Source organism: Arthrobacter sp. KNU40 (genome assembly GCF_051515115.1).
GTDB lineage: Bacteria > Actinomycetota > Actinomycetes > Actinomycetales > Micrococcaceae > Arthrobacter.
In genome coordinates, this window is the sequence record NZ_CP195850.1 from 3849180 (window position 1) to 3871144 (window position 21965).

22 protein-coding genes and 1 pseudogene are annotated in these 21965 nt (G+C 63.7%); 6 read left to right on the plus strand and 17 right to left on the minus strand.

Features of this window, described 5'->3' with window-relative positions; translation table 11 throughout:
* Positions 1-13: 13 nt before the first annotated feature.
* The 3 genes and pseudogenes from ACSKT0_RS17855 to ychF all read right to left on the minus strand — a co-directional run bounded on the left by ACSKT0_RS17855 (position 14) and on the right by ychF (position 3151).
* Complete coding sequence (locus ACSKT0_RS17855; RefSeq protein WP_437774074.1) at positions 14-1222, minus strand: LGFP repeat-containing protein; 1209 nt, start codon at positions 1220-1222, stop codon at positions 14-16.
* A 78-nt stretch (positions 1223-1300) separates the two neighbouring features.
* Positions 1301-1996, minus strand: a pseudogene (locus tag ACSKT0_RS17860) (hypothetical protein); the annotation flags it as partial.
* Between the two features lie 69 nt (positions 1997-2065).
* Positions 2066-3151 carry a redox-regulated ATPase YchF gene (ychF, locus tag ACSKT0_RS17865; protein WP_437770942.1) on the minus strand — a complete coding sequence of 362 codons (1086 nt, stop codon included), beginning with the start codon at positions 3149-3151 and terminating at the stop codon, positions 2066-2068.
* Between the two features lie 122 nt (positions 3152-3273).
* On the opposite strand from ychF, the gene rmuC reads away from it, so the two are divergent.
* A complete protein-coding gene (gene rmuC, locus ACSKT0_RS17870; protein ID WP_437770943.1) occupies positions 3274-4488 on the plus strand; it encodes a DNA recombination protein RmuC in 1215 nt (404 codons plus the stop codon).
* 48 nt (positions 4489-4536) lie between these two features.
* Here rmuC and ACSKT0_RS17875 read toward each other — a convergent pair whose 3' ends face one another.
* Both ACSKT0_RS17875 and ACSKT0_RS17880 read right to left on the minus strand, forming a co-directional pair.
* The gene (locus ACSKT0_RS17875; RefSeq protein ID WP_437770944.1) at positions 4537-5622 is read right to left on the minus strand and encodes a 4-hydroxy-3-methylbut-2-enyl diphosphate reductase; all 1086 of its coding nucleotides are present in this window, start codon (positions 5620-5622) and stop codon (positions 4537-4539) included.
* Positions 5619-6497 (minus strand): hypothetical protein, encoded by an 879-nt coding sequence (locus ACSKT0_RS17880; protein WP_437770945.1) that lies wholly within the window; start codon positions 6495-6497, stop codon positions 5619-5621. Before ACSKT0_RS17880 ends, ACSKT0_RS17875 begins: the two co-directional genes overlap by 4 nt.
* Before the next feature lie 282 nt (positions 6498-6779).
* On the opposite strand from ACSKT0_RS17880, the gene xseA reads away from it, so the two are divergent.
* Together xseA and ACSKT0_RS17890 are read left to right on the plus strand one after the other, a co-directional pair.
* A complete protein-coding gene (xseA, locus tag ACSKT0_RS17885) occupies positions 6780-8045 on the plus strand; it encodes an exodeoxyribonuclease VII large subunit (protein ID WP_437774075.1) in 1266 nt (421 codons plus the stop codon).
* A gap of 10 nt (positions 8046-8055) precedes the next feature.
* Positions 8056-8313, plus strand: a complete 258-nt coding sequence (locus tag ACSKT0_RS17890; RefSeq protein ID WP_437770946.1) for an exodeoxyribonuclease VII small subunit — start codon at positions 8056-8058, stop codon at positions 8311-8313.
* Here ACSKT0_RS17890 and ACSKT0_RS17895 read toward each other — a convergent pair.
* The 7 genes from ACSKT0_RS17895 to ACSKT0_RS17925 all read right to left on the minus strand — a co-directional run bounded on the left by ACSKT0_RS17895 (position 8310) and on the right by ACSKT0_RS17925 (position 14745).
* On the minus strand, positions 8310-9164 hold the full coding sequence (locus tag ACSKT0_RS17895; protein WP_437770947.1) for a polyphosphate kinase 2 family protein: 855 nt from the start codon (positions 9162-9164) through the stop codon (positions 8310-8312). The genes ACSKT0_RS17890 and ACSKT0_RS17895 overlap by 4 nt on opposite strands.
* Positions 9165-9214: 50 nt before the next feature.
* A complete protein-coding gene (locus ACSKT0_RS17900) occupies positions 9215-10435 on the minus strand; it encodes a pyridoxal phosphate-dependent aminotransferase (RefSeq protein ID WP_059387460.1) in 1221 nt (406 codons plus the stop codon).
* A gap of 234 nt (positions 10436-10669) precedes the next feature.
* Complete coding sequence (locus tag ACSKT0_RS17905) at positions 10670-11614, minus strand: ABC transporter substrate-binding protein (protein ID WP_437770948.1); 945 nt, start codon at positions 11612-11614, stop codon at positions 10670-10672.
* Positions 11611-12357, minus strand: coding sequence for an ABC transporter permease (locus ACSKT0_RS17910; RefSeq protein WP_437770949.1), 747 nt, complete (start codon positions 12355-12357; stop codon positions 11611-11613). The genes ACSKT0_RS17905 and ACSKT0_RS17910 overlap by 4 nt, the downstream gene beginning before the upstream one ends.
* Entirely contained in the window at positions 12354-13064 is a 711-nt protein-coding gene (locus ACSKT0_RS17915) for an ABC transporter permease (protein ID WP_236812105.1), read from the minus strand. Before ACSKT0_RS17915 ends, ACSKT0_RS17910 begins: the two co-directional genes overlap by 4 nt.
* Positions 13064-14149 carry an ABC transporter ATP-binding protein gene (locus ACSKT0_RS17920; RefSeq protein ID WP_437770950.1) on the minus strand — a complete coding sequence of 362 codons (1086 nt, stop codon included), beginning with the start codon at positions 14147-14149 and terminating at the stop codon, positions 13064-13066. Before ACSKT0_RS17920 ends, ACSKT0_RS17915 begins: the two co-directional genes overlap by 1 nt.
* Positions 14150-14286: 137 nt before the next feature.
* Positions 14287-14745 carry an NUDIX hydrolase gene (locus ACSKT0_RS17925; RefSeq protein ID WP_437770951.1) on the minus strand — a complete coding sequence of 153 codons (459 nt, stop codon included), beginning with the start codon at positions 14743-14745 and terminating at the stop codon, positions 14287-14289.
* A gap of 56 nt (positions 14746-14801) precedes the next feature.
* Here ACSKT0_RS17925 and ACSKT0_RS17930 point away from each other — a divergent pair, with 56 nt between their 5' ends.
* On the plus strand, positions 14802-15845 hold the full coding sequence (locus ACSKT0_RS17930; RefSeq protein ID WP_437770952.1) for a pirin family protein: 1044 nt from the start codon (positions 14802-14804) through the stop codon (positions 15843-15845).
* Between the two features lie 9 nt (positions 15846-15854).
* On the opposite strand, the gene ACSKT0_RS17935 is transcribed toward ACSKT0_RS17930, so the two are convergent.
* Positions 15855-16769 (minus strand): N-acetylglucosamine kinase, encoded by a 915-nt coding sequence (locus ACSKT0_RS17935; RefSeq protein ID WP_437770953.1) that lies wholly within the window; start codon positions 16767-16769, stop codon positions 15855-15857.
* A 34-nt stretch (positions 16770-16803) separates the two neighbouring features.
* The gene (locus ACSKT0_RS17940) at positions 16804-17778 is read right to left on the minus strand and encodes a LysR substrate-binding domain-containing protein (RefSeq protein WP_437770954.1); all 975 of its coding nucleotides are present in this window, start codon (positions 17776-17778) and stop codon (positions 16804-16806) included.
* A gap of 66 nt (positions 17779-17844) precedes the next feature.
* On the opposite strand from ACSKT0_RS17940, the gene ACSKT0_RS17945 reads away from it, so the two are divergent.
* Positions 17845-19161 (plus strand): MFS transporter, encoded by a 1317-nt coding sequence (locus tag ACSKT0_RS17945; RefSeq protein ID WP_437770955.1) that lies wholly within the window; start codon positions 17845-17847, stop codon positions 19159-19161.
* Positions 19162-19167: 6 nt separating this feature from the next.
* Here the strand turns inward: ACSKT0_RS17945 and ACSKT0_RS17950 are convergent, their stop codons facing one another.
* On the minus strand, positions 19168-20331 hold the full coding sequence (locus tag ACSKT0_RS17950) for a trans-sulfuration enzyme family protein (protein ID WP_437770956.1): 1164 nt from the start codon (positions 20329-20331) through the stop codon (positions 19168-19170).
* 131 nt (positions 20332-20462) lie between these two features.
* On the opposite strand from ACSKT0_RS17950, the gene ACSKT0_RS17955 reads away from it, so the two are divergent.
* The gene (locus ACSKT0_RS17955) at positions 20463-20966 is read left to right on the plus strand and encodes an Lrp/AsnC family transcriptional regulator (RefSeq protein WP_284980732.1); all 504 of its coding nucleotides are present in this window, start codon (positions 20463-20465) and stop codon (positions 20964-20966) included.
* A gap of 40 nt (positions 20967-21006) precedes the next feature.
* Here the strand turns inward: ACSKT0_RS17955 and ACSKT0_RS17960 are convergent, their stop codons facing one another.
* Complete coding sequence (locus ACSKT0_RS17960; RefSeq protein WP_437770957.1) at positions 21007-21234, minus strand: 2-nitropropane dioxygenase; 228 nt, start codon at positions 21232-21234, stop codon at positions 21007-21009.
* Positions 21231-21896: an ArsR/SmtB family transcription factor gene (locus tag ACSKT0_RS17965; RefSeq protein ID WP_437770958.1), complete on the minus strand. Its 666-nt coding sequence runs from the start codon at positions 21894-21896 to the stop codon at positions 21231-21233. Before ACSKT0_RS17965 ends, ACSKT0_RS17960 begins: the two co-directional genes overlap by 4 nt.
* Positions 21897-21965: the final 69 nt, after the last annotated feature.

Here is a 21965-nt window from a genome sequence, read left to right on the forward strand (position 1 = left end):
CGATGAGAAGACCTCAGTAGTACGTGACCGTTATGCCATAGCCGTCCGTCCAGGTGAGGTAGCCGTGCTCGAAGTACTGGCGGGTGCCGGAGTAGTACTTCGGGTAAGCAGCGTAATCGTTCCACCAGCGCTCTTCGGTCGTCGGGTACCCGAGCGGCCCCCAAGCCCAGTTGAGGGACTCAAACACCCTCTTGTCGCCATTCATGAGACGCTGGGCGCCCGTGGTGGGAGACCACCAGATGATGCCATTCTCAAACCACTGGTAACACCCGCCTCCGGGCCCTGTGCAATTTTCGTCGCTGATGGGGTAGCCGATCATCTGCATGGGGTAGCCGGACGAGTTGTAGTCAGGCCACACCCAGCCGGCGCGCTCGTAGGCGCGCATGATCGCGCCCCGTACGACGTGAGTTCCGGAGGCCGCGGACCACCAGATTATCCCACCTTGGAACCACTGGTAACAGCCCGATTTGTCGACGTTGTTGACGATCCACCCGAAGCATGTCTCGGGTCCCGCCGGGTAGCCGAGACGACTCGCCTCCGCTCCCATATACAGCCACTTGTCCCGTATCGCCCCCTTGACGGTCTGGACTCCGAGGCCGGCGGTCCACGTCAGACTGCTGCCGGCGAAATCCTGTCGGCACCCGCTTTGCGCGAGCCCGCACCTCTCGTCGCCGAGCGGTATGCCGAGGTTGTTGGGGCCGTTTGACGTGTTCCACCACTGGAGGATTGCACCTTTCATGGTGACGGCGCTCGACGCGTTCGCGAGGATGACCCCGTTCTGGAACGACGTCTCGCAATAACCGGCTGGCAGTAGCCCGGAACATCCGACGCCCTGCGGGACACCGAGCCAGCTGTTTTCGGCTCCGAGGTCGTTCCAGTGCTTCCAGACCTGGCCGGGGAGGTCGATGTAGCTGAGGTTCATGGCAGGGTATTCGTAGTTACGCCGGACGACGAGTGCCGAGGGGTCGCTTGATACGGCCAGAGTTTGTGCTGCGCAGCCTCCTTTGGGGGGCAGGCCGCACGTGATCGGCGAGACCCATTGAGGGGCCGGGGAACCGCCCAGAGGGTCCAGGAGCATAACAATCTCCTTGGGGCGATACAGGGTGAATGCGGCCGCGCCGTTAGGCACGACGATGATCGCGTTCTCGAAGCCTTGCTGGTCCGACTCCGGAATGCCGATGGAGGAAGCGCCATAAAAGTGGGTGTTGTCACGGTCTGGCATCCCGTAAGTTGCATACCCGCCGTCGGCGAAATATTTCAAACCGACGGGAGACGATTTAAGGACTCCGTGAGGTCCGAAGCGCGGCTTCCAATACGCGGTCCCGTTCTGGAATTCCTGCGAGCAGAAATCGACCGCCGGGCAGACTTGGTCCGTGATTGGCTGACCGTAGCCCGCGGCGGCTGAAGTCGAGTACCACGTCCAGAACGCGCTGCCGACCACGAACCCAGCCGGCGCGGAAGTCGTCGCTGTTATGTCCGGCGCTGAAGCGGCGGACGTCGTCGACTGGGGAGGGGTGGATGTGGGCGTCGTGGTTCCAGCAGAGGCCGGAGAAGACGCAGGGCTCACGGGTGGGGCCGGCGGCATGGTTGCGGCCGGCGATTGTGTCGGTGACGTTGTCGTTGGGGGCGACGACGCGGCGACCGCAGGGGGCGTCACGCCACCCCAGATGACCGCACTAGCGGTTAACGCAGACAGGAGGATACGGGCCGTCCTCCGATTGTTGAACCGAATAGCGCGCACGCGTGATCCTCCCCCTGATGCGCCCCTCTGTCGGGTGGCACTTAGGGGAGGATATCCTGCGCGAGGCAGTCGACGGAGGTAGACACGTCCTTGATGGGTTTTCGGGGATGAGGTCCATCCGGACGGAACCGGACCGATCTGACGAGCGCGGGCACCTGATGGGCCGCAACGGCACCGGGCCCGCCGCCAGTACCCCGCACCGTGACAGGGACCCAAGTCAGAGGTGGCATCATTTTCGACCAGGCGGGCGGTCATTAAAGCGGACAGCCGCTAAGAACACGTGTTCTTAGCGGCTGTCGCAAAATGTTTCAGGGAGATCAGAAACTAGACATTAAATCTAAACTCCACCACGTCGCCGTCGGCCATGACGTATTCCTTGCCTTCAATGCGGACCTTCCCGCGGGACTTGGCCTCGGCCATGGATCCGGCGGCGATGAGGTCATCGAAGGAGACAACTTCGGCCTTGATGAATCCGCGCTGGAAATCCGTGTGGATGACTCCTGCGGCCTGGGGCGCGGTGTCGCCTCGGTGGATGGTCCAGGCGCGGGCTTCCTTGGGACCGGCCGTGAGGTAGGTCTGCAGTCCGAGCGTGTGGAAACCTACGCGTGCCAGCTGGTCGAGGCCGGATTCGTCCTGGCCGTTCATCTCGAGCATCTCGCGGGCTTCTTCCTCGTCGAGTTCGACGAGATCCGATTCCAGCTTGGCGTCAAGGAAAATGCAATCCGCCGGCGCCACCATTGCGCGCAGTTCCTCTTGCTTTTCCGGGTTGCCCAGGATGCCCTCGTCCGAGTTGAAGACGTAGATGAAGGGCTTGGCCGTGAGGAGGCTGAGCTCTTTGAGGTGCTCCATCTCGAGCTTGTCGCTCTTGACCGAGGAGAAGATCGTGTCGCCGCGTTCCAGCACGGCCTGGGCAGCCAGGATTGCTGCGAGTTCCGCGGCTTCCCGCTTCTTGATCTTGACTTCTTTTTCGATCCGGGGAATGGCCTTTTCGATCGTCTGGAGATCGGCCAGAATCAGCTCGGTGTTGATCGTCTCGATGTCCGAGCGCGGATCGACTTTGCCGTCGACGTGGACAACGTCGGGGTCGTCGAAGACGCGGATGACCTGGGCGATGGCTTCTGCTTCGCGGATGTTCGCAAGGAACTTGTTGCCCAGGCCTTCGCCTTCAGAGGCGCCTTTGACGATTCCCGCGATGTCAACGAACGAGACGACGGCGGGCAGGAGGCGCTGCGATCCGAAGACGTCCGCCAACTTCTGCAGGCGCGGGTCCGGGAGGTTGACGACGCCGACGTTTGGCTCGATGGTGGCGAACGGGTAGTTCGCGGCCAGCACCTGGTTGCGGGTCAGTGCGTTGAAAAGAGTTGATTTGCCGACGTTGGGCAGTCCGACGATGCCAATAGTAAGAGCCACGAGCATTGATTCTACCCGCTGAGGGCACTTCTCCGCTTTGAGAGGAGAACCCAGGACCGGACGCCCCGGTGCCGTGAGCCGGCTTCGCTAAATTGTCGGACCCCTATGCCAAGGTTGGAGACATGGATGGTTTTGCAGTAATACTCGCTTTGTTCATGCTTCTTCTGGGAGCGGCCGCCGGGGTGGTGGCTGGCTTCCTCCTGTTTCGGCGCCGCGCTGCCGCGCTTGAAGAAGATTTCGACGGCGTCTCCGCCCGGCTTGCCGCGGTGAACGCCCAGTATGCCGCCGCCGACGCCGAACGGCGGCTTCTGTTATCACAGAACCGTGAACTGAACGATTCCAGGAACCAGGACGGCAGCGTGTTGCGCGCGCTCGCCCCGGTTGCCGAGAAGCTGACGGCCGTACAACAACAGGTCTCACTTCTGGAGCGGGATCGTTTGGAGCAGTACGGTCAGCTCGCCCAGCAGCTCCAGGAAGCCCGGCTGTCCGATGAACAACTCCTGCGCTCCACCCATGCCCTGGCGTCTGCCCTTCGGTCCAACAGTGCCAGGGGCCAGTGGGGAGAAGTCCAGCTGCGCCGGGTAGTGGAAGCGGCCGGGATGCTGCGTCACGTCGATTTTCACGAGCAGGTGCATTCCGCTTCAGTCGACAACGCCATCCGGCCGGATCTTGTGGTCCAGTTGCCGGGTGGAAAGCAGCTCGTGGTGGACGCAAAGGTTCCGTTGGCGTCCTACCTCGCCGCCCAGGAACAGGGCAGCTCTACCCAGAGGGTCAACGGCCTTCAGTCTGTGGGCAATGGCGCGGATGCTTTGCTCCTCGCACATGCGAAAGCCCTCAAATCCCACGTTGATGCCCTGGGGTCGAAAAAGTACTGGGACATCCCAGGCAACTCGCCCGAGCTGGTGATCTGCTTCCTGCCAGCGGAATCCATCCTGGCCGCTGCGCTCGAAGCGGACCCCGCGCTCTTGGATCACGCCTTGTCCCGGAACGTAGTTCTCGCGTCCCCCGGCACATTGTTGGCAGTACTCAAGTCCGTCGCCTTCACCTGGCGCCAGGACGTCCTGACGGACAACGCCCGGGAGCTCTTCGAGCTCGCCCGGCAGCTGTACGAACGCATGGGAACCCTCGGTGACAACGTGGGCAAGCTGGGTTCGTCGTTGAAGACCTCGGTGGATCGCTACAACGCGCTCGTCGGAACTCTCGAAGCACGTGTTTTGCCGACGGCGCGGAAGCTCAACTCCATGGACACAGACGGCCTGGTGTCACCGTCCGCAGTGGAAGCAGTGCCGCGGACCCTTGCCGCACCCGAACTGATCGAAGGAGAGTCGGCGGCCTAGGACCCGCCCCGTAGTGGTCCGGGCCCGGCAAAACGGGCCGGGGCCGGACTACGAAGTCTGCCGGTTCCCGCGTCCGCCCAAGGCGCGTGTGACGTCTCCGGCCTCTTTGAGGGTGGCTCGCAGTTCCTTCGGCAACGAGAACAGCAGGTCTTCCTCCGCCGTCACCACTTCTTCAACCGCACCGTAGCCGTAGTCGGCCAGTAAACGGAGAACGTCCTGGACCAGGACTTCGGGAACGGAAGCGCCGGAGGTGACGCCCACGGTGGCGACGCCTTCGAACCAGCTCTCGTCGACCTCGTTCGCGAAATCGACCCGGTAGGAGGCCTTGGCGCCATACTCGAGCGCCACTTCGACGAGCCGTACGGAGTTTGAAGAATTCGCAGATCCCACCACGATTACGAGGTCAGCCTGCGGGGCAATCTTCTTAATGGCCACTTGGCGGTTGGTGGTGGCATAGCAAATGTCGTCGCTGGGCGGATCCTGCAACGTGGGGAACCGCTCCTTGAGCATCCGGACGGTCTCCATGGTCTCGTCGACGCTCAGGGTGGTCTGCGAAAGCCAGATCGTCTTCTCCGGATTGCGCACCTTGACCTTGTCCACTTCGTGCGGACCATTGATGATCTGGATGTGGTCCGGGGCTTCGCCCGCCGTTCCTTCCACTTCCTCGTGACCGTCATGGCCGATGAGGAGAATGTCGTAATCTTCCTTGGCGAAGCGGACGGCTTCGCGGTGCACCTTCGTGACGAGGGGGCAGGTGGCATCGATGGTGCGTAGGCCGCGGTCTTCGGCCGACTGCACGACAGCCGGGGACACGCCATGGGCTGAGAAGATGACCAGGGCGCCTTCGGGTACCTCGTCCGTCTCTTCGACGAAGATGGCACCCTTCTCCTCCAGCGAGGTGACCACGTGCACGTTATGTACGATCTGCTTACGCACGTATACCGGCGGACCGTAGTGTTCCAGTGCCTTCTCCACTGCGATGACTGCGCGGTCGACGCCTGCGCAATATCCGCGGGGGGCCGCGAGCAAGACTCGTTTGGGGCCGGAGACCGGAGCGGCGGCCAGCACCTCTTCCGGCGTCCGACGCCTACGCGGGATAGAGGGCATCGGAATGGAAACTGCTGAGCTGGTCATCCCTCCATGCTACCGGCAGCGTTCGCCCGCACGCTCGGCCTGGCTTTGCGTGAGAAGATCGCACCGAGCAGGCCGAGAAGTGCAAACACTCCCGCGGCAATCCAGGCGATGGTGATCCAACCGGTGAAATTGTCGACGGAAGCTGCCACCAACTCCCGCGCAAAGAGGCCGCCCGTGGCGGTTCCGCCCAGTCCTGCATCGCCTGCGCCCTTGAGCACCGTCGTGGCCACTTGCCACAGCGCGGCGACTGCGGCCAAGCCCAGTCCGGTGAACAAGAGAAGCACTCCCCTGCGCTTCGCGGAAAGCAAGCCCAGGGCAAACAGCAGGACGGCGCCGAGGCCGGGAATCCACCACATCGGCGCATACGCGGCGATGGCATCCACCTGCTGGCGCTGAGCGGGGCCGCCGACGTTGATCAGGGTGGATTCCGGCGTCGCAATGGGGAGGCCGGTTGCCGCGTGCAGCCGGTCAGCGGCGAGCTTGACCAGAGGCCCGACGTCGAGCACCAAGGACGTCCCCGCGGTCGAGTTCCCGGGGCCGGCAGTGCCTGCGAAATTCAGTTGGTGGCTCCGGCGTACGGTTTCATCCCACGCTTGCGGGTATTCAGGCCACGTTGACATCGCGGTGGCGGCGTCCTTGAGGAACGAAGCGCCAAGTTGTTCCACGGGCGCCGGTAGATTGATTTTGGATTCAAGGCTTGCGACGGCGGTAGCCGCCAGCCGCGCCTGGAACGCCTGGTCCTTCCCGATCGGAGAGGTGAGAGGCACAAACCCGTCTTCCCGGACGACGTTGGCGTCCGTCCATGCCATCGGGACGGCGATTCCTGTGAGCAGAAGGGCAAAGATCACTGCGATTGCAGAGACGAACGTACGCAATGGATTCCTCAAGTTTGGACTGCAGCAGTTCCGGTCGGGGCGACGACGAGTAAATGTCGGTCATGCATGCTACAAGGTATGGATAGAGTTGGAAGCCTGCCACTTAGCAACGTACCAGCGAGGACGGAACCATGCACCAGCCACCAACAGGAGGCTATCCGCGTGTCCTATGATGCCGTACCCGGCGGCGCGCCACAGGCGTTGCCGATTTCAGGACTCCCGAACCCGGGAGCCCAGGGCGAAGGGTCCTCCGGAGAAGAATCCACGAAGGCAGAGTCAACCCTGCCCGCGACGGCGTCGGAGACAAGTCCCGACAACCCTTGGCCGCTGCAGCTGCTATCCCGCAAGCTCAAGACCCACATAGAACGTGCCCCGGCTGCGTGGATCGAAGGCCAGGTCATCGAACTCAACCGTCGAGGCGGCAGCGCATTCGTGACGCTGCGGGACACCGACGCCGAAATCTCCTTGCCCGCATCGCTGTGGTCCAACGTCCTGGACCGCCAGAAGATGCCACTTGAGCGTGGCTCACGCGTCGTGGCCTTGGTGAAACCCGAATTCTGGCTCAAGACCGGTCGGCTCAACATGTCGATCAAGGACATCCGCCCGGTCGGCCTCGGCGATCTCCTCGCAAGAATCGAGCGCTTGCGCCAGGCCCTTGGCGCCGAAGGGCTGTTTTCAGACTCGCGGAAGAAACGGCTGCCCCTGCTCCCCCACCGGATCGGGCTCATCACCGGCCGCGATTCCGACGCCAAGAAAGACGTACTGCGCAACGCTGCGCTTCGCTGGCCCGCCGTCGAATTCGCCGTCCGGGAGGTCGCAGTCCAAGGAGTTACCGCGGTGAGCCAGATCCTGGCAGCGCTCAAGGAACTCGACGCCGATCCGCACGTGGATGTGATCGTGATCGCCCGTGGTGGCGGAGCGCTGGAAGATCTGCTTCCGTTCAGCAACGAAGATCTGGTCCGTGCGGTATCCGTAGCGGCCACCCCTGTGGTCAGCGCGATCGGCCATGAAGCCGACCATCCCATCCTGGACGATGTCGCTGACCTTCGCGCATCCACACCCACCGACGCCGCAAAGAGGATCGTCCCTGATGTCGTCGAGGAATTGGCGAGGGTACGGCAGGCCCGCGAGCAGCTACGTCGCGGCGTTGGACGACTGGTGGACCGCGAAACGGATCGACTCCACGCCCTAAGATCGCGTCCTGTGCTGGCGTCCCCGGAAGTAATGGTCAAGATACGGCAGGACGATGTCGAACGGCTCCGGAAACATGCCCACACCGCGGTGAGCTCCGCTGTTATCCGCGCACTTGATCAGGTGCACCATCTCCGCGCCCAGGTAAGGGCATTGTCGCCCCAAAAAACGTTGGACCGCGGGTACGCCGTCGTCCAGGTCGCGGGAGCGGATGGGGTCGGCCACGACGTCGTCCGGAGCCCTGACCAGGCCCCTGATGGCACGGAGCTGACCCTCCGGTTGGCGGAAGGCCGCCTTGCCGCCGTATCTTCCGGAGCGCCCGCTGCAGCCGGACAGCCCAGCAAGCACCAGCAATGAGGACTATGAAATGACAGCAGAAAACACATCCCCCGCGGCTAAGGGATCCCCTGAGGACCTGGACAGTCTCAGCTATGAGGAAGCCCGCGAGCAGCTCATGGCCGTGGTTGGCCGCCTTGAAGCCGGCGGAGCAAGCCTTGAGGAATCCCTCGCGCTCTGGGAACGCGGCGAGGCTTTGGCGAAGCGCTGCGAAGAGTGGCTGGAGGGTGCCCGCAGGAGGCTGGCGGCGGCCCGAAGCAACGGCGAGGACGGCGCGGCGGCCAGCTAGGATTGGACGGCCAGAGCCCGCTCCGCCGGCACGTCAAAGTCTGCTTTCGGCCAGCTCAGGTCCAGCTTGCCGAGGGCCTCGAGCAGAAGCTCCTGGACAGCGATCCTCGCAAACCACTTCTTGTTCGCCGGAACCACATACCAGGGCGCCACCTCGGTTGAAGTCTTCTCGAAGACCCGCTGATAGGCGTCCATATAGGAATCCCAAAACGCGCGTTCCTTGAGATCACCCGTGCTGTATTTCCAGTGCTTGGACGGGTCATCCAATCGTGCCAGCAGCCGCGCTTTTTGTTCATCGCGGCTGATGTTGAGCATGACCTTGACGATCGCCGTACCTTGTTCGGCGAGGCGTGCCTCGAACTCGTTGATGGCCGCATAGCGCCGTTCCAGTTCAGCTTCATTCGCCCAACCGTGGACTCGGTGTATCAGCACGTCCTCATAGTGGGATCGGTCAAAAACCCCGACGAACCCGGCGTCAGGCAAGGCTCTCTCGATCCGCCAGAGGAAATCGTGGGCTTTCTCCTCATCAGTCGGCGCCTTGAACGGGGCAACCTTGACACCTTGGGGATCCATTGATCCGACGACATGCTCAACGATCCCGCCTTTGCCTGCGGTGTCCATGGCTTGCAGGATCAAAAGCACCCGTTTGGAGCTGCCGAATTTTCCCTCGGCAAAGAGCATCTCCTGCAGCACGTCCAATCGACCATCCTGCGCTGCCAGCAAAGCTACGCCGTCAGACTTCTTTCCCTTGTAGCCGGGCGTCGATCCGGGGTCTACTGCGTCCAGCGAGAATCCCGGCCCGGCCTTCAAGATCGTGGATACCTGCTTGGTGAATTCCTTGGTCCCGGCCATTTCGACGTCCCCTCTGGTCCGGCCGCATTCGTCGCAGCTTGCACAACAGGCTAGTTGCCTTGGTACCGCCCGAGGAAGTCCGCCATGCGGCCAATCGCTTCTTCAATATCCTTGACGTTCGGCAGGGTCACCATGCGGAAGTGGTCAGGACGCACCCAGTTGAAGGCCCGTCCATGTGAGACGAGGATCTTTTGTTCCTTGAGAAGGTCGAGGACGAACTTCTCGTCGTCGCGAATGTGATAGACTTCGGGGTCCAACTTCGGGAACAGATAGAGCGCACCCCGGGCCTGTTGTGTGCTGACGCCGGGGATGGCGTTGAGCAGATCGTAGGCCTTGTTCCGCTGTTCAAGGAGCCTGCCGCCGGGCAGGATGAGATCGTTGATGCTTTGGTGTCCACCGAGCGCGGTCTGGATGGCATGCTGTGCCGGCACGTTGGCGCACAGACGCATGTTGGCCAGCAGGTTGATGCCCTCGAGGTAGTCTGCGGCGTCTTTCTTGGGACCGGAGATGGCCATCCAACCGGCGCGGTAGCCACACACCCGGTAGGCCTTGGACAATCCGCTGAACGTCAGGCAGAGCACGTCGTCGCCGGTGAGCCCGGCAAGATTCACGTGGACGGCGTCTTCGTAAAGGATCTTCTCGTAGATCTCATCGGCGAAGACCACAAGGCCATGCTTTTCGGCGAGGGCCACGATCTTCTTGAGGGTCTCCTCCGGGTACACGGCACCAGTGGGGTTGTTGGGGTTGATGACCACGATGCCCTTGGTTTGAGGCGTGATCTTGGATTCCATGTCCTCAAGGTCCGGCTGCCAGCCCGATTCTTCGTCACACAGATAGTGGACCGGACGGCCCCCGGCCAGAGCCACCGAGGCGGTCCACAGCGGGTAGTCCGGAGTGGGGATGAGAATCTCGTCTCCCACTTCCAGCAAAGCCATGAGCGACATGGTGATGAGTTCGCTGACGCCGTTGCCAAGGTAGATGTCGTCAACGTGGATGTTTTGGATGCCGCGGGTCTGGTAGTACTGCGAGACGGCGGTGCGGGCCGAGAAGATTCCGCGCGAATCGCTGTATCCCTGGGCATGGGGCAGGTGGCGGATCATGTCCACCAAGATCGCGTCCGGCGCTTCGAATCCGAACGGTGCCGGGTTTCCGATATTCAGTTTGAGGATGCGGTGACCCTCTGCCTCCATCTGCTGGGCGGCCTGAAGAATCGGTCCACGGATGTCGTAAAGGACATTATGAAGCTTGGTGGACTGCTTGAATTCTGCCATTCATCAAATATGCCATATCGGGGATGTACTTCCGTTGAGACATCACTCACATTAACGACGACGGCGGCGAGGCCCCCAAAAAGGGTTCCTCACCGCCGTCGGGCATTCCTTGGCAGGGGCCTCCGCCGCCTGGGCCCCCGCTACCGAGGGGCCCCAATAGAGCTTGCGAGATTGGGGAGGTAGCGGGGAGGCTTCCCTGGACGAGCGGAGCGAGGCGAGGGAGGCGGTGGGGACTTACTTCACGATCCCCTTGTCCTTGAGCCAAGCGGCTGCAGCGTCCTTGGGATTCTGCTTTTGGTTGCCGCTGACTGCGCGGTTAAGGCTGATGAGATCGTCCGTGGTGAGGATCTTGGAGACGTTGTTGAGCGCATCCTTCGCCTTGTCCGTCATCTTGGCCATGTTGTACAGCGGGAGGACCTGCTGGGCCTTGAAGTTGTTCTTAGGATCATCCAGCACCACCAGGGCGTTGTCCGGGATGGACGGCGTGGTGGTGTAGATGTCGGCAACCTGGACGTCGTTCGACAACAGAGCCTGGAGCGTGAGGTTGCCGCCTCCGTCGCTGAACGGCTTCAGGCCCTTGAGCACGCAGTTGTAGTTGGACTTGAGGCCCGGGAGCCCGTAGGCGCGGGTCTCAAAGGTTGCCGGTGCCGCAATCGTGAAGTCGCCGCAATTCTTTGCGAGGTCTTCGATGGACTTTAGCTTGTACTTCTCCGCCGTGGCCTTCGTGACAACCATGGCGTCCTTGTCTTCAGCCTTGGCGGGGTCGAGCACTCCGAGGCCCTTTGGAAGCTTCCCGGGCAGCGCCTTGAAGACATCGTCGGCCGACACCTGCGAGGCGTTGGTGTCCAGGTAGGACAGCAAGTTGCCGGAGTAGTCAGGGGCGAGGTCGATCGAACCGTCTTGCACGGCCTTGAAGTAGATTTCGCGGGATCCGATATTGGGCTTCGTCGTTGCGGTGACGCCGGCGGCGTTCAGTGCTCCGGCGTAGATTTCGGCGATGACCTGGCTTTCGGGGAAATCTGCCGAGCCTACGGTGAGCGAGCCACCGGCCCCCGAAGGAGCGTTGGTGGACGGGCTGGACAGCGGGCTGCCGCCACATGCGCTCAGTGCGAGCGCAATGCCGACTCCGGCCGCCAGGCCGCCGAGCCCGCGGCGGGTCAGGGTGACGGGTTGCTTCATGCGGTACCTCCTTGAACGGCAGTCCCCGCTGGTGCGGCGGCTGCGAGATCTCCGGCGACCTTGTGGCCGCCGTTGGAATCGATGGAAAGTCCGGGCGGGAGGAGGATCCTCTGCGCCATGGCCAGAATGAGGTCGACGACGATTGCCAACGCCGCGATGAGCAGTGACCCGCCGAGCATGCGGGGGAAGTCCTGAAGGACCAATCCGTCAAAAAGATAACGCCCCAGGCCTCCCAGCGGAAGATACGCCACCACGGAAACCGTCGCGATGACCTGGAGGACCGCCGTGCGGATGCCGCCGAACATGACCTGAAGTCCGTTGGGCAGCTCTACGCGGAACAGGATCTGCAGTTCTGTCATGCCCATGGCGCGGGCTCCGTCAACCACCGTTGGATCAACGCTGGAAATCCCGGCGTAGGTCCCGGCCAGGAGGGGCGGCACTGTCAGGATGACGAGGGCCCAGACGGGAGGCATGAGGCCGCTTCCGGCCAACAGGGCGAAGAGGACAAGCAGTCCGAGGGTCGGGAGGGCCCGCAGGGCGCCGGCGAACGCCACGGCAACCACGCGCCCGTGTCCTGTGTGCCCGATGAAGAGACCCAGGGGCATGGCGATGGCCGCGGCAATCACCAGGACCAGCCCGGAATACTGCAGGTGTTCCAGGAGCCTCGTAGCGATTCCGCCGCTTCCTGACCAGTGAGCCGGGTCCGTGAGCCAAGCGAGGGTGTCAACGAAGATATTGCTCATCGACTTGCCTCCGCGTGCATCCTGGCATCTGCGATGAACTCCCCTGCTTTGGCCTCTTGCTTGGCCGTGACGGCACCGGCCCGAGTCCAGGGCGTCAGCAGCTTCTCAAGGAGCACCAAGAATGTGTCCATGACGAGGGCCAGCAAGAGGATCGCAATGATGCCGACCACCACCTCGGTGACGAACGCCCGCTGCAGCCCGTCGGTGAACAACATCCCCAGGTTCCCGACCCCCAGGAGCGCGGCGACGCTCACAAGGGAGATATTGCTGACGGACACCACGCGCAGGCCCGCAAAAAGCACGGGCAAGGAAAGCGGCAGGTCGATTTGCAGGAACCGCGCGGTCGGCTTGAATCCCATGGACACGGCCGCCATCCGGAGGTCGTCGTCGACGGAATCGAAGGCGTCCATGGCAGCCCGCACCAGCAAGGCGACCGCATACATGGTGAGGGCAACCACCACGTTGAGCGGATCCAGGATCCGGGTTCCCAGGATCGGCGGCAGGATGATGAAAAGTGCCAGGGAAGGAATGGTATATAACAGGGAACTTGCAGTGGTGACCACGGTCCTGAGGGTACGGTTGCGCCGGGCCAATTGCCCCAAGGGCACCGCGATGAGCAGACCCAAAACCATGGGGATCAGAGCCAGGATAAGGTGCTCGCCGGCCCGCTCAAAGACCATGCCGCTGTTCGCCAGGAACCATTCCATCAGGGGGCGTCCTCCCTGTTGTGCCGGGTCTGTTCGATGAGCGTCAGCACTTCATCGGCTTTGAGGACGCCGGCGAGCCTGCCATCGTCGTCCACCACCACGCCAAGGCCCGAAGGTGAGGACAGCGCGGCATCCAGGGCCCGGCGGAGCGTATCCCCGCGCCGGAACAAGGAACCTCCGGGAATCAGCCCGGCGCCGTCGCGCGGCGAGGCCCACCCCATAGGCCGGGAGTCGCCGTCGAGCACCAAGGCCCATTCGCTGCTGCCCGCGGCAACTTGCGGGGCTTCCACCGTCTTGACCGGATGCACCGGAACAGCATCGGCGCCATTGAAGGCAAGGTGCCGGAAGCCCCTGTCACGGCCCACGAAAGAGGCCACGAAGTCATTGGCAGGTGCCCGGAGGATCTCCTCGGGCGCCGCGTATTGCGCAAGTTTGCCCCCGACGGCGAAGACGGCCACTTTGTCGCCGAGCACGGTGGCCTCATCGATGTCGTGGGTGACGAAGACAATAGTCTTGGCCAGTTCGCGCTGGAGCCGGAGGAGTTCCTGCTGGAGTTCGTCGCGGACCACCGGGTCCACCGCGCTGAAGGGCTCATCCATGAGCAGCACGGGCGGGTCCGCTGCGAGCGCTCGGGCTACTCCGACGCGCTGCTGCTGGCCGCCGGACAATTGGGACGGGTATCGCTTGCCGAGCCCCGAAGCCAGCCCGACGACGTCGAGCAGCTCTTCCGCGCGTTTGCGGGCTGCCGCCCTGGAAACGCCGTTGAGCCGCGGAACGGTGGCAATGTTGTCCAGCACAGAACGGTGCGGCATGAGTCCCGAGGACTGCATGACGTAACCCATGGAGCGTCGCAACTGGGCGGCCGGTTCGTTCGAAACATCCTTGCCGGCCACGGTGATGGTGCCCGATGTCGGCTCCACCATGCGGTTGATCATCCGCAGGGACGTGGTCTTTCCGCAGCCCGAGGGTCCGACGAACACGGTGATGGCACCCTTGTCGATGGACATGCTCAATCCATCAACAGCGGGTTGCCCGCCCTGATACTGCTTGGTGACGCTCTGGAACTCAATCATGGCTTCAGCCATTCCGGGGCTTACCTAACTTTTTGGGCCGCAAATATCAACGATGGAAATCAATCAGCAGTGAACTGATGTTCTACAGCCTAACCAGCACCACCGACGATGTCAGCGCAGGCGCGAAGACCGTAATGAATCGGCAATGCTCAGGGCGTCGGCAGTTTTCCGTTGAGGGGCCGCTCACTGTGCAGGCGGAGGCCGATGTCCACCAGGGACACCCGGTTTAGTCCCGGAACCTTGCCCAGCGGCACCCAGGCGGCGTGGGTAGTGCTGCCGTCTATCTCGTGGGTCAACTCGCCGCCCGTGATGCTTGCCTCGTAGACCAGCCGGATTGCCTGGAAATCACGGTCTGATCCGTCCAGCCGCTCCTCGCCCGGCCAGTGGCCGACGTCGATACCGAGCATCGCTCCGATATCGGCGTCGTACCCGGTTTCCTCCTGGATTTCGCGGCGGCAGCCGTCCACGGGATGCTCCCCCAGGTCCAGGCCTCCCCCGGGAAGGGTCCAGCCTTCCTTGCCGTCTTGCTTCCAATAGGCGAGGAGGATTGCTCCGTCGCGGATGACCACTCCGTACGCGGCCGGGCGGGTGTCGAACTGCATGCTCATGGAGCCAGCCTAGGCCTAAGCTGGGAGGAACACTGTTCAGCACATGGAGTTGTATCGTGACCAACTTGGAAACGGCCCCGGCCCAGGAAGTCTGCCCGGCCGGACATCCCGGACAGGGACCTTTTGTACAGCTTTGGCCGGCCCGCGAAGTGCCCTTGGGCGGCGTCCGGGCCATGAATGTTTCCCGAACCCTCCCGCAGCGCGGAATGCCGACGGTTGGAGCCTGGTGCTTCCTGGACAGCTTCGGTCCGGACCGCGTCGCGATGAGCGTTCTTCCCCACCCGCACATGGGACTGCAGACGGTCACGTGGCCCCTCCAGGGTGAGGTGCGGCACCGCGACAGCGTAGGCAGCGACGTCGTGGTCCGCCCCGGGCAGTTGAACATCATGACGGCCGGCCGCGGCATTTCGCATTCCGAGTTCGGCGTCCTCCCGCCCGGACTTCACCCGGACGCGCCCGACGGCGGCGCCCTCCTGCCGCTGTCCCGGGGCCTTCAGTTGTGGGTTGCTTTGCCCGACGCCGTGAGGCACCGCGCGCCGTCGTTCCAGCAGATCGTCGACCTGCCGGTGGTCGCCGCGGACGGATTCAAGGCCACGGTGCTCGTGGGCGACTTCGCCGGGCAGCGCTCCCCCGCGATCATGTACAGCCCGATTGTCGGTGTCGAAATCTCAGCCTCCGGCCCGATCGAACTGCCGCTGAACCCTGAATTCGAGCATGCCGTCCTGGTCCTGGACGGCTCAGCCGTGATCGACGGCCAGGAAGTCGACCCCGGCCCCTTGGCCTTCCTCGGCATGGGCAGGGAAGCCCTCCGGCTCGACGCGGCTCCTGGAACGCGCTTCATGCTCCTGGGCGGCGAACCCTTCGAAGAAGACATCCTGATGTGGTGGAACTTCGTGGGCCGCACTCACGAGGAAGTGGAGCGGGCCCGCGAAGACTGGGAAGCCCAGGCGCTCCTGAGCGACGAAGACACCCGCGCCGCGCGATTCGGCTGGATCCATGGCCACGGGCCCGACGCCGGAGCCGAAGCCGGGCGCATCCCCGCACCGCCCATGCCGGGGGTCCAGCTCAAGCCGAGGTCCAGGAACAGGGCCACCGACTAACGGCCCCCGCTAAGGCAGTTCCGCGACAATCCGCAGCACACCGAAAACCGGTTCCTGGTCCAGGACCCGCACATCGGTGATCCCGTGCGCGGCCAGTCCTGCCCGGAAAGCTGACTGCAAGGGCTCGACGTTCATTCCGAGCCCGCCGCCAAGAATCACCGGTCCGGGGAGGCCAAGCTGGCGAACGGCCTGCGCCGCCAGCTCCGCGAGATCCCGTCCTGCCTGCTCCAGCAGTTGGCGGCTGATCTCGAGCCCGTCGCGGGCGGTCTCCACCACCGCAGTTGCGCGCTGGGCCCAGTACCGCCGGTCGGTGTCCTCCGAATGGAACAGTGCGATGAGTTTGTTGGGATCGTCTAACCCGCAGGACTCCAAGAGGGCCACTGTGAGACCATCGGGCTCCAGTCCTTTGTTCATGCGCCGGAGGCTGTGACGCACTGCCTCCCGGCCCAGCCAGTAACCGCTTCCCTCATCGCCCAGGAGAAAGCCCCAGCCGCCGGCACGGGCTTCTTCACCTTCGGCATTCTTTCCCCAGGCCGCGGATCCGGTCCCCGCGATGACAGCCACTCCCGTACTGGCCCTGCCTGCCGCCAGCAGCAGGCGGGAATCGTGGACCACCGTGACCTGCGCGCCCGGAACATGGGGTTCGATCAGCTCGGCGAGGGCGCGGGCATCGGCGTCGGTATCGATTCCGCCCGCCCCGGCGAGGACGCGGTCCACGTCGCCCCCACCGATCATGGCGAAGAGCTCGGCGAGATTCCTGGCCGCCGTCTCCCGGCTCACGTTCTGGACGTTGGAGCTGCCGGTGCTTTCGTCGCGGACCGGCTTGCCGTCCTCGAAACGGACACCGCGGGTCTTCGTGCCGCCGATGTCGAGCCCGATGACCGTTGCGTCGGGCCGGGGGGTCGTGTTTTCTGCAGTCTCCACGTCCAAAAGCCTAGCGTGGGCGCACCGGGTGGATCTATTGGGTCGCGGATCGCGCTTTGACAAGGCCTGCGAGCAGCCCCGGCCCTTCGGAAAGCACCATTTCGCGGAAAAGCCTGACGGGGTCGGGTTCCTTGCGCCGTTCACGCCAGGCAATCCCTATCTCGCGGTATGCGAGCTCCGAGTCAAGCGATACCTCCACCCACCCCAGGTCCGTGGAATCCAGGACCCCTTGGGGTCCCGGCCCAAGTCCTCCCGGCGGCAGGATGCTGTAGCCCAATCCGGCCGACACGAGCCCGCGGATGGTATGCGAGTCCTGGCTCTCGAAAGCAACCCTTGGGCGAAAGCCCGCATCCCGGAAGATCGCGTCGGTCAGCGAACGCAGGCCGAAGCCTGGCCCCATGGAAACGAACGGCTCGTGTCTGAGCTCTGCAAGCCGCACGCTGGCGCGCCGGGCCACTGGATGGCGATGATGGACCACCAGCCGCAACGGCTCGCGGTACAGCGCAGCCGAGCCAAGGCCCCTGCCCGGAGCCGCCACGGGTGCCGTCAAGGCGAAGTCAGCGTCACCGGCAACGAGCGATTCAAGGCACGCGGCACGCGCTCCTTGGCTGAGCTCGAAGGCCGTGGAGGGGTGCCGGCTGCGGAATGCGCTCATGAGCAGCGGCAACGTGGCCTCGCCGAAAGTGTGCTGGAAGGTCACCGCGATTCGGCCGCGGACAACATCGGATTCGTGCCGGACCACATCCAGTCCCGCCTGGAATTCCGCCAGCGCCGCTTCGATGTAGGGAAGCAGCGTTTTCGCAGCCGGGGTCAGGCGGACGCCGCGGCCTTCACGGATAAGGAGTTCGGTCCCGACGACGGCGCTAGCCCGGGCAAGCGCCCGGCTCACCGTCGATTGGGGTACTCCGAGCAGCTCGGCCGTCTCGGTGACATGTTCTGTCCGGCCAAGCTCAGCCAGCAGTGGGAGCAACGGCAGCAGTTGGACCAGTTGCTTGTGTTCGATGTCCATACCCGTCCATCCTCAGATCGGCTATCCGCAAAATTATCCAAAACCGCTATCAATCTTAAGTGAATCATGCATTGGAATCATCACTTCTGCTCGCCCTACTGTGGAAAGGTGAGTACAAGCGCAGCATCCCCGAGCCCCGCCGAGTCCGATTGGGAAGGACACCTGAAGGGCTCCATTGCGTACCGGCGGATCCTCGCCGGTCTGGCCCTCGCCGGAGTGGCCACTTTCGCGCAGCTGTACTCCACCCAAGCCGTCCTGCCGCTCATGGCGAACGAACTGCACATCACGGCAGCGGAGGCAGCACTCACCATTTCCTTGGCCACGGTAGGCCTCGCGGCAACGGTGTTGCCTTGGTCCTTCGTCGCCGACAAGATCGGCCGGGTACGTGCGATGGCCATCGGAATCGCGGCGGCCACCGTCCTGGGCCTGCTCGTCCCCCTGGCCCCCACCTTTTCGCTTGTCCTCGCTTTGAGGGCGCTCGAGGGCATGGCCCTTGGCGGTATTCCAGCGATCGCCATCGCTTACTTGAACGAAGAGGTCAACAAAGTCCACGCCGCGCTGGCCGCCGGCAGCTACGTAGCCGGGACCACCCTCGGCGGACTTGCCGGGCGTTTGCTCGCCGGACCCATCGGTGAATTGTGGGGTTGGCGGGCCGCCGCCTTCGCGGTTTCCATCCTTGCGACAGCATCGGCCGCCCTCTTCCTGCTGCTGGTCCCGAAGCCGCGCCGCTTCACTCCAAGTTCCGCCGGAGGTTTCCGTGGGGCCATGAAGACGCTGGCGGACCATTCATCCAATCCGCCGCTGCTGGCTCTGTATATTCAAGCGTTCCTCTTGATGGGCGGCTTCGTCGCCGTGTACAACTACCTCGGATTCCGCCTCCATGCAGCGCCCTTCGGATTGCCGGCCACCGTGGTCAGCCTGATTTTCCTGGCGTATTTGTCCGGTACCGTGAGCTCCCGCTGGGGTGCCGGATTGTCCATGCGCTTCGGCCGCCGCACGGTCATGCTCGCCGGGATAGCGACAATGACGGCCGGCCTTGGACTCACTCTGTGGGACAACATCGCCGCGGTTTTGGCGGGCTTGGTGGTCTTCACCGGCGGCTTCTTCGCCGCGCACAGCATCGGCGCAGGCTGGACCGGGACCATCGCGACGAGCGGCCGCGCGCAAGCCGCGTCGCTGTATAACCTCTCCTACTATCTGGGTTCCAGCATTATCGGCTGGGCCGGCGGACTCGCCTTCCAGGCGTTCGGCTGGACCGCACTCGCCTGGGCGGTCATCGCACTGGGGTGCACGACGTCGGTGATCACCGCCGTCGTGCACCGGTCCCCGGCGTCGCAGCTCGCCGTCGTCGGCTCCTTGGAACCGGCCGGACAGGGAAAGTAGCAGCCGCTAGCGGGTCGACTCGATTGCCTGGACCAGGTCATCGATGATGTCGGCCGGATCTTCCAAGCCGATGGAAAGCCTGAGCATGCGCGCCTGGGGCTTGGCCTCCGGGGCAACCGGGCGGTGGGTCAATCCGGCGGGGTGTTGGATCAACGTATCGATGCCGCCCAGCGACACTGCGTGCGTGATGAGGCGGACCGCGCCGGGAATGCGCTCCGCATGCTCGGCTGATTCAAGGTCGAACGAGATCAACGAGCCCGGACCGCCCATTTGCGTACCGACCAGATGCAGAGGATCGCACTCGGGAAGCCCCGGGTAGTACACCTTTGCGACGAGTTCGTGACTTGCGAGCGCCGCCGCGATCTTGTGGGCGTGGTCCTGCTGGGCACGCACCCGGATGGGAAGGGTGGCCAGGCCCCGGTGCAACAGGTAGGCGGGCCACGGGGTCAGGATGCCCCCGGTCACGGCACGGACCCGACGCAGCCGCGTGGCCCACTCCGGACTTGTTGCCACCACTCCGCCCATGGCATCGCCGTGGCCGCCCAGGAATTTCGTTGCGCTGTGGAGCACCATCGCGACGCCATGTTTGAGTGGCTGCTGGAGGATCGGCGTTGCGAAAGTGTTGTCCACGAGAACCGGAACGTCTCCGGCGTCGGCAACCAGGCGGTTAAGGTCGACGAGGTCCAGGCTCGGGTTCGCGGGGGTTTCCACTACCACCAGCCCGGTGTCCGGGCGGAGGGCATCGCGGACGCCGTCGGCCTTGACGAAGGTGACCTGGTTGCCAAGCAGTCCGCTGGCCAGGACGTGGTCAATGCCGCCATAGAGTGGCCGCACCGCAACCACGTGCGTCTTGCCTTCTGATTGGGAGGCGAGCAGCACTGCGCTGAACGCAGCCATCCCCGAGGCAAAACCGACAGCTTGCGCTGCACCCTCAAGCGCCGCTACGCCGTCTTCGAACCTGGCTACCGTAGGATTCCAGAGACGCTGGTACACCGTGCTCTGACCGTCGAGGGGCAGCCCGCCCGTGGCCATCTGCTCGTAGGCGAGGCCGCCGTCGTGAACGGAAGGCAAAGGCGCAGTGGTTGAGAGGTCGATGGGAACGGAATGCACGCCCTGCTCCGTGAGTCCTGTCCGGCCCGCGTGGACTGCGAGTGTGTCGATGGCTGTCACTGCTCTCCTTGAATTATTCACCGTTGAATTCGGTCAGTATCTGGCAATAATTCGGAAATTGACAGTGCAAATGAATGCATTGAGCGGAAACTGGCACCTATGATGAATACACAGCACTTTCAGGAGGATCCGTGACCACCACCCCGAAGAACGTTCGGCCCGTCGGCATCAGTGAGCCTTTGGATGCGATCGACGAACGCATCCTCGCGGCTTTGGTTGACGATGCCCGGATCTCCAACAAGCAACTGGCCGAACTCGTCGGAATTGCTCCGTCGACGGCGCTCATGCGCACGCGGTCACTTTCCGAACGCGGCATCATCGAGGGTTTCGAAGCCGTGCTGAGCCTCCCGGCAATCGGCCGATCGGTCCAGGCCCTGATCGCCGTGCGCCTGCGCGCCCATGACCGCGACCAGATCGACCGCTTCACGGCCCGGGTTCCCGCTCTCCCTGCAGTGATCTCCACGTTCCACACCTCGGGCTCCGTGGACTACTTGCTGCATATCGCGGTCGCCAACACCGACGACCTCCGCGACTGGGTCCTGGACAACCTCGCCACGGACCCCGTGGTGGGACACACCGAGACCACTCTGGTCTTCGCCCACATCCAGGGCAACCACGGGCCGCTGCCGGAATAGCGTTGACTTAGCGGGTGATTCTGCTGCCGCCCGGTTCAGTTCAGTGACGTGGTTCGAGGCCCGAGTGTGCGGCCCCCATCGCGTCCTGGCGAAGATCACCTAGTTCCTGCCGGCGCGTGAGCGCCGCTCGCTGCATGGCCAGGTCGACCGGAGGAATGTAGCGCCTCCGTTCGGCCCACGCAACCAGGCCGGTTCCGATTCCGGCGGCTGCCGATTCCAGCATGGAGGGCCGGCGGTAGGTGCCGCATGATGCGGTGGCAGTGCTCATGACTCTTTCCCTTCGGTGGCTGCTGCGTGCGACTTCGCGTCGCGGGATTTCTTGTCTCCGGCCCACGCCGGGACTCCGAGGATCGGGAATGCGTTCAAATGGATCTGCACGGGGCGGGCATCGTCCGCCTCGGGTTCGTTGCGGATTTCTTCCAGAAGGTTGCGGGCGAACGCTTCCATGGACCGGGCGTAGCGGCCGAGTTGTTCGGCTGACATCCGGGCGTTGGCGGTGTTGACGATGGCCGCGTCGAGCCAGTCTTCGTCCAAGGAATCCATGCCGTGTGCCATGAAGTCGGCGAGGACAGCCTGCCTGCTTCGTTCGAACTCGCGGGTTACCAGCCGAGATGCCTCCTGCGTCGCCGGCGAATGTGCCAACTCGGGGGACGTGATCTGGATGGCTCCCCTGGGCCGCTCCCACCACCGCTCCCGCGCAGTCCCCTTGCCTTGGACTTCGTGGACGAAGTCGAACTTGGCGAGCTGCCTCAAGTGGTAGCTCGTAGCGCCACTGGATTCATCGAGGAGTTCGGCCAGGCTGCAGGCGGTCTGCGGCCCATAACGCGACAGCATCTCGAGGATCTGAACGCGCAGGGGGTGCGCGAGCGCTTTGAGGGACGCCGTATCGACCTTGCGGACGGGGAATTCCGGCTCTTGAACCTTGTCCATGCCGGAAACGCTACTCTTGCAAAGAAACCTTTGCAAGACTTTCTTTACAAATCAATCTTTGCGAACTTG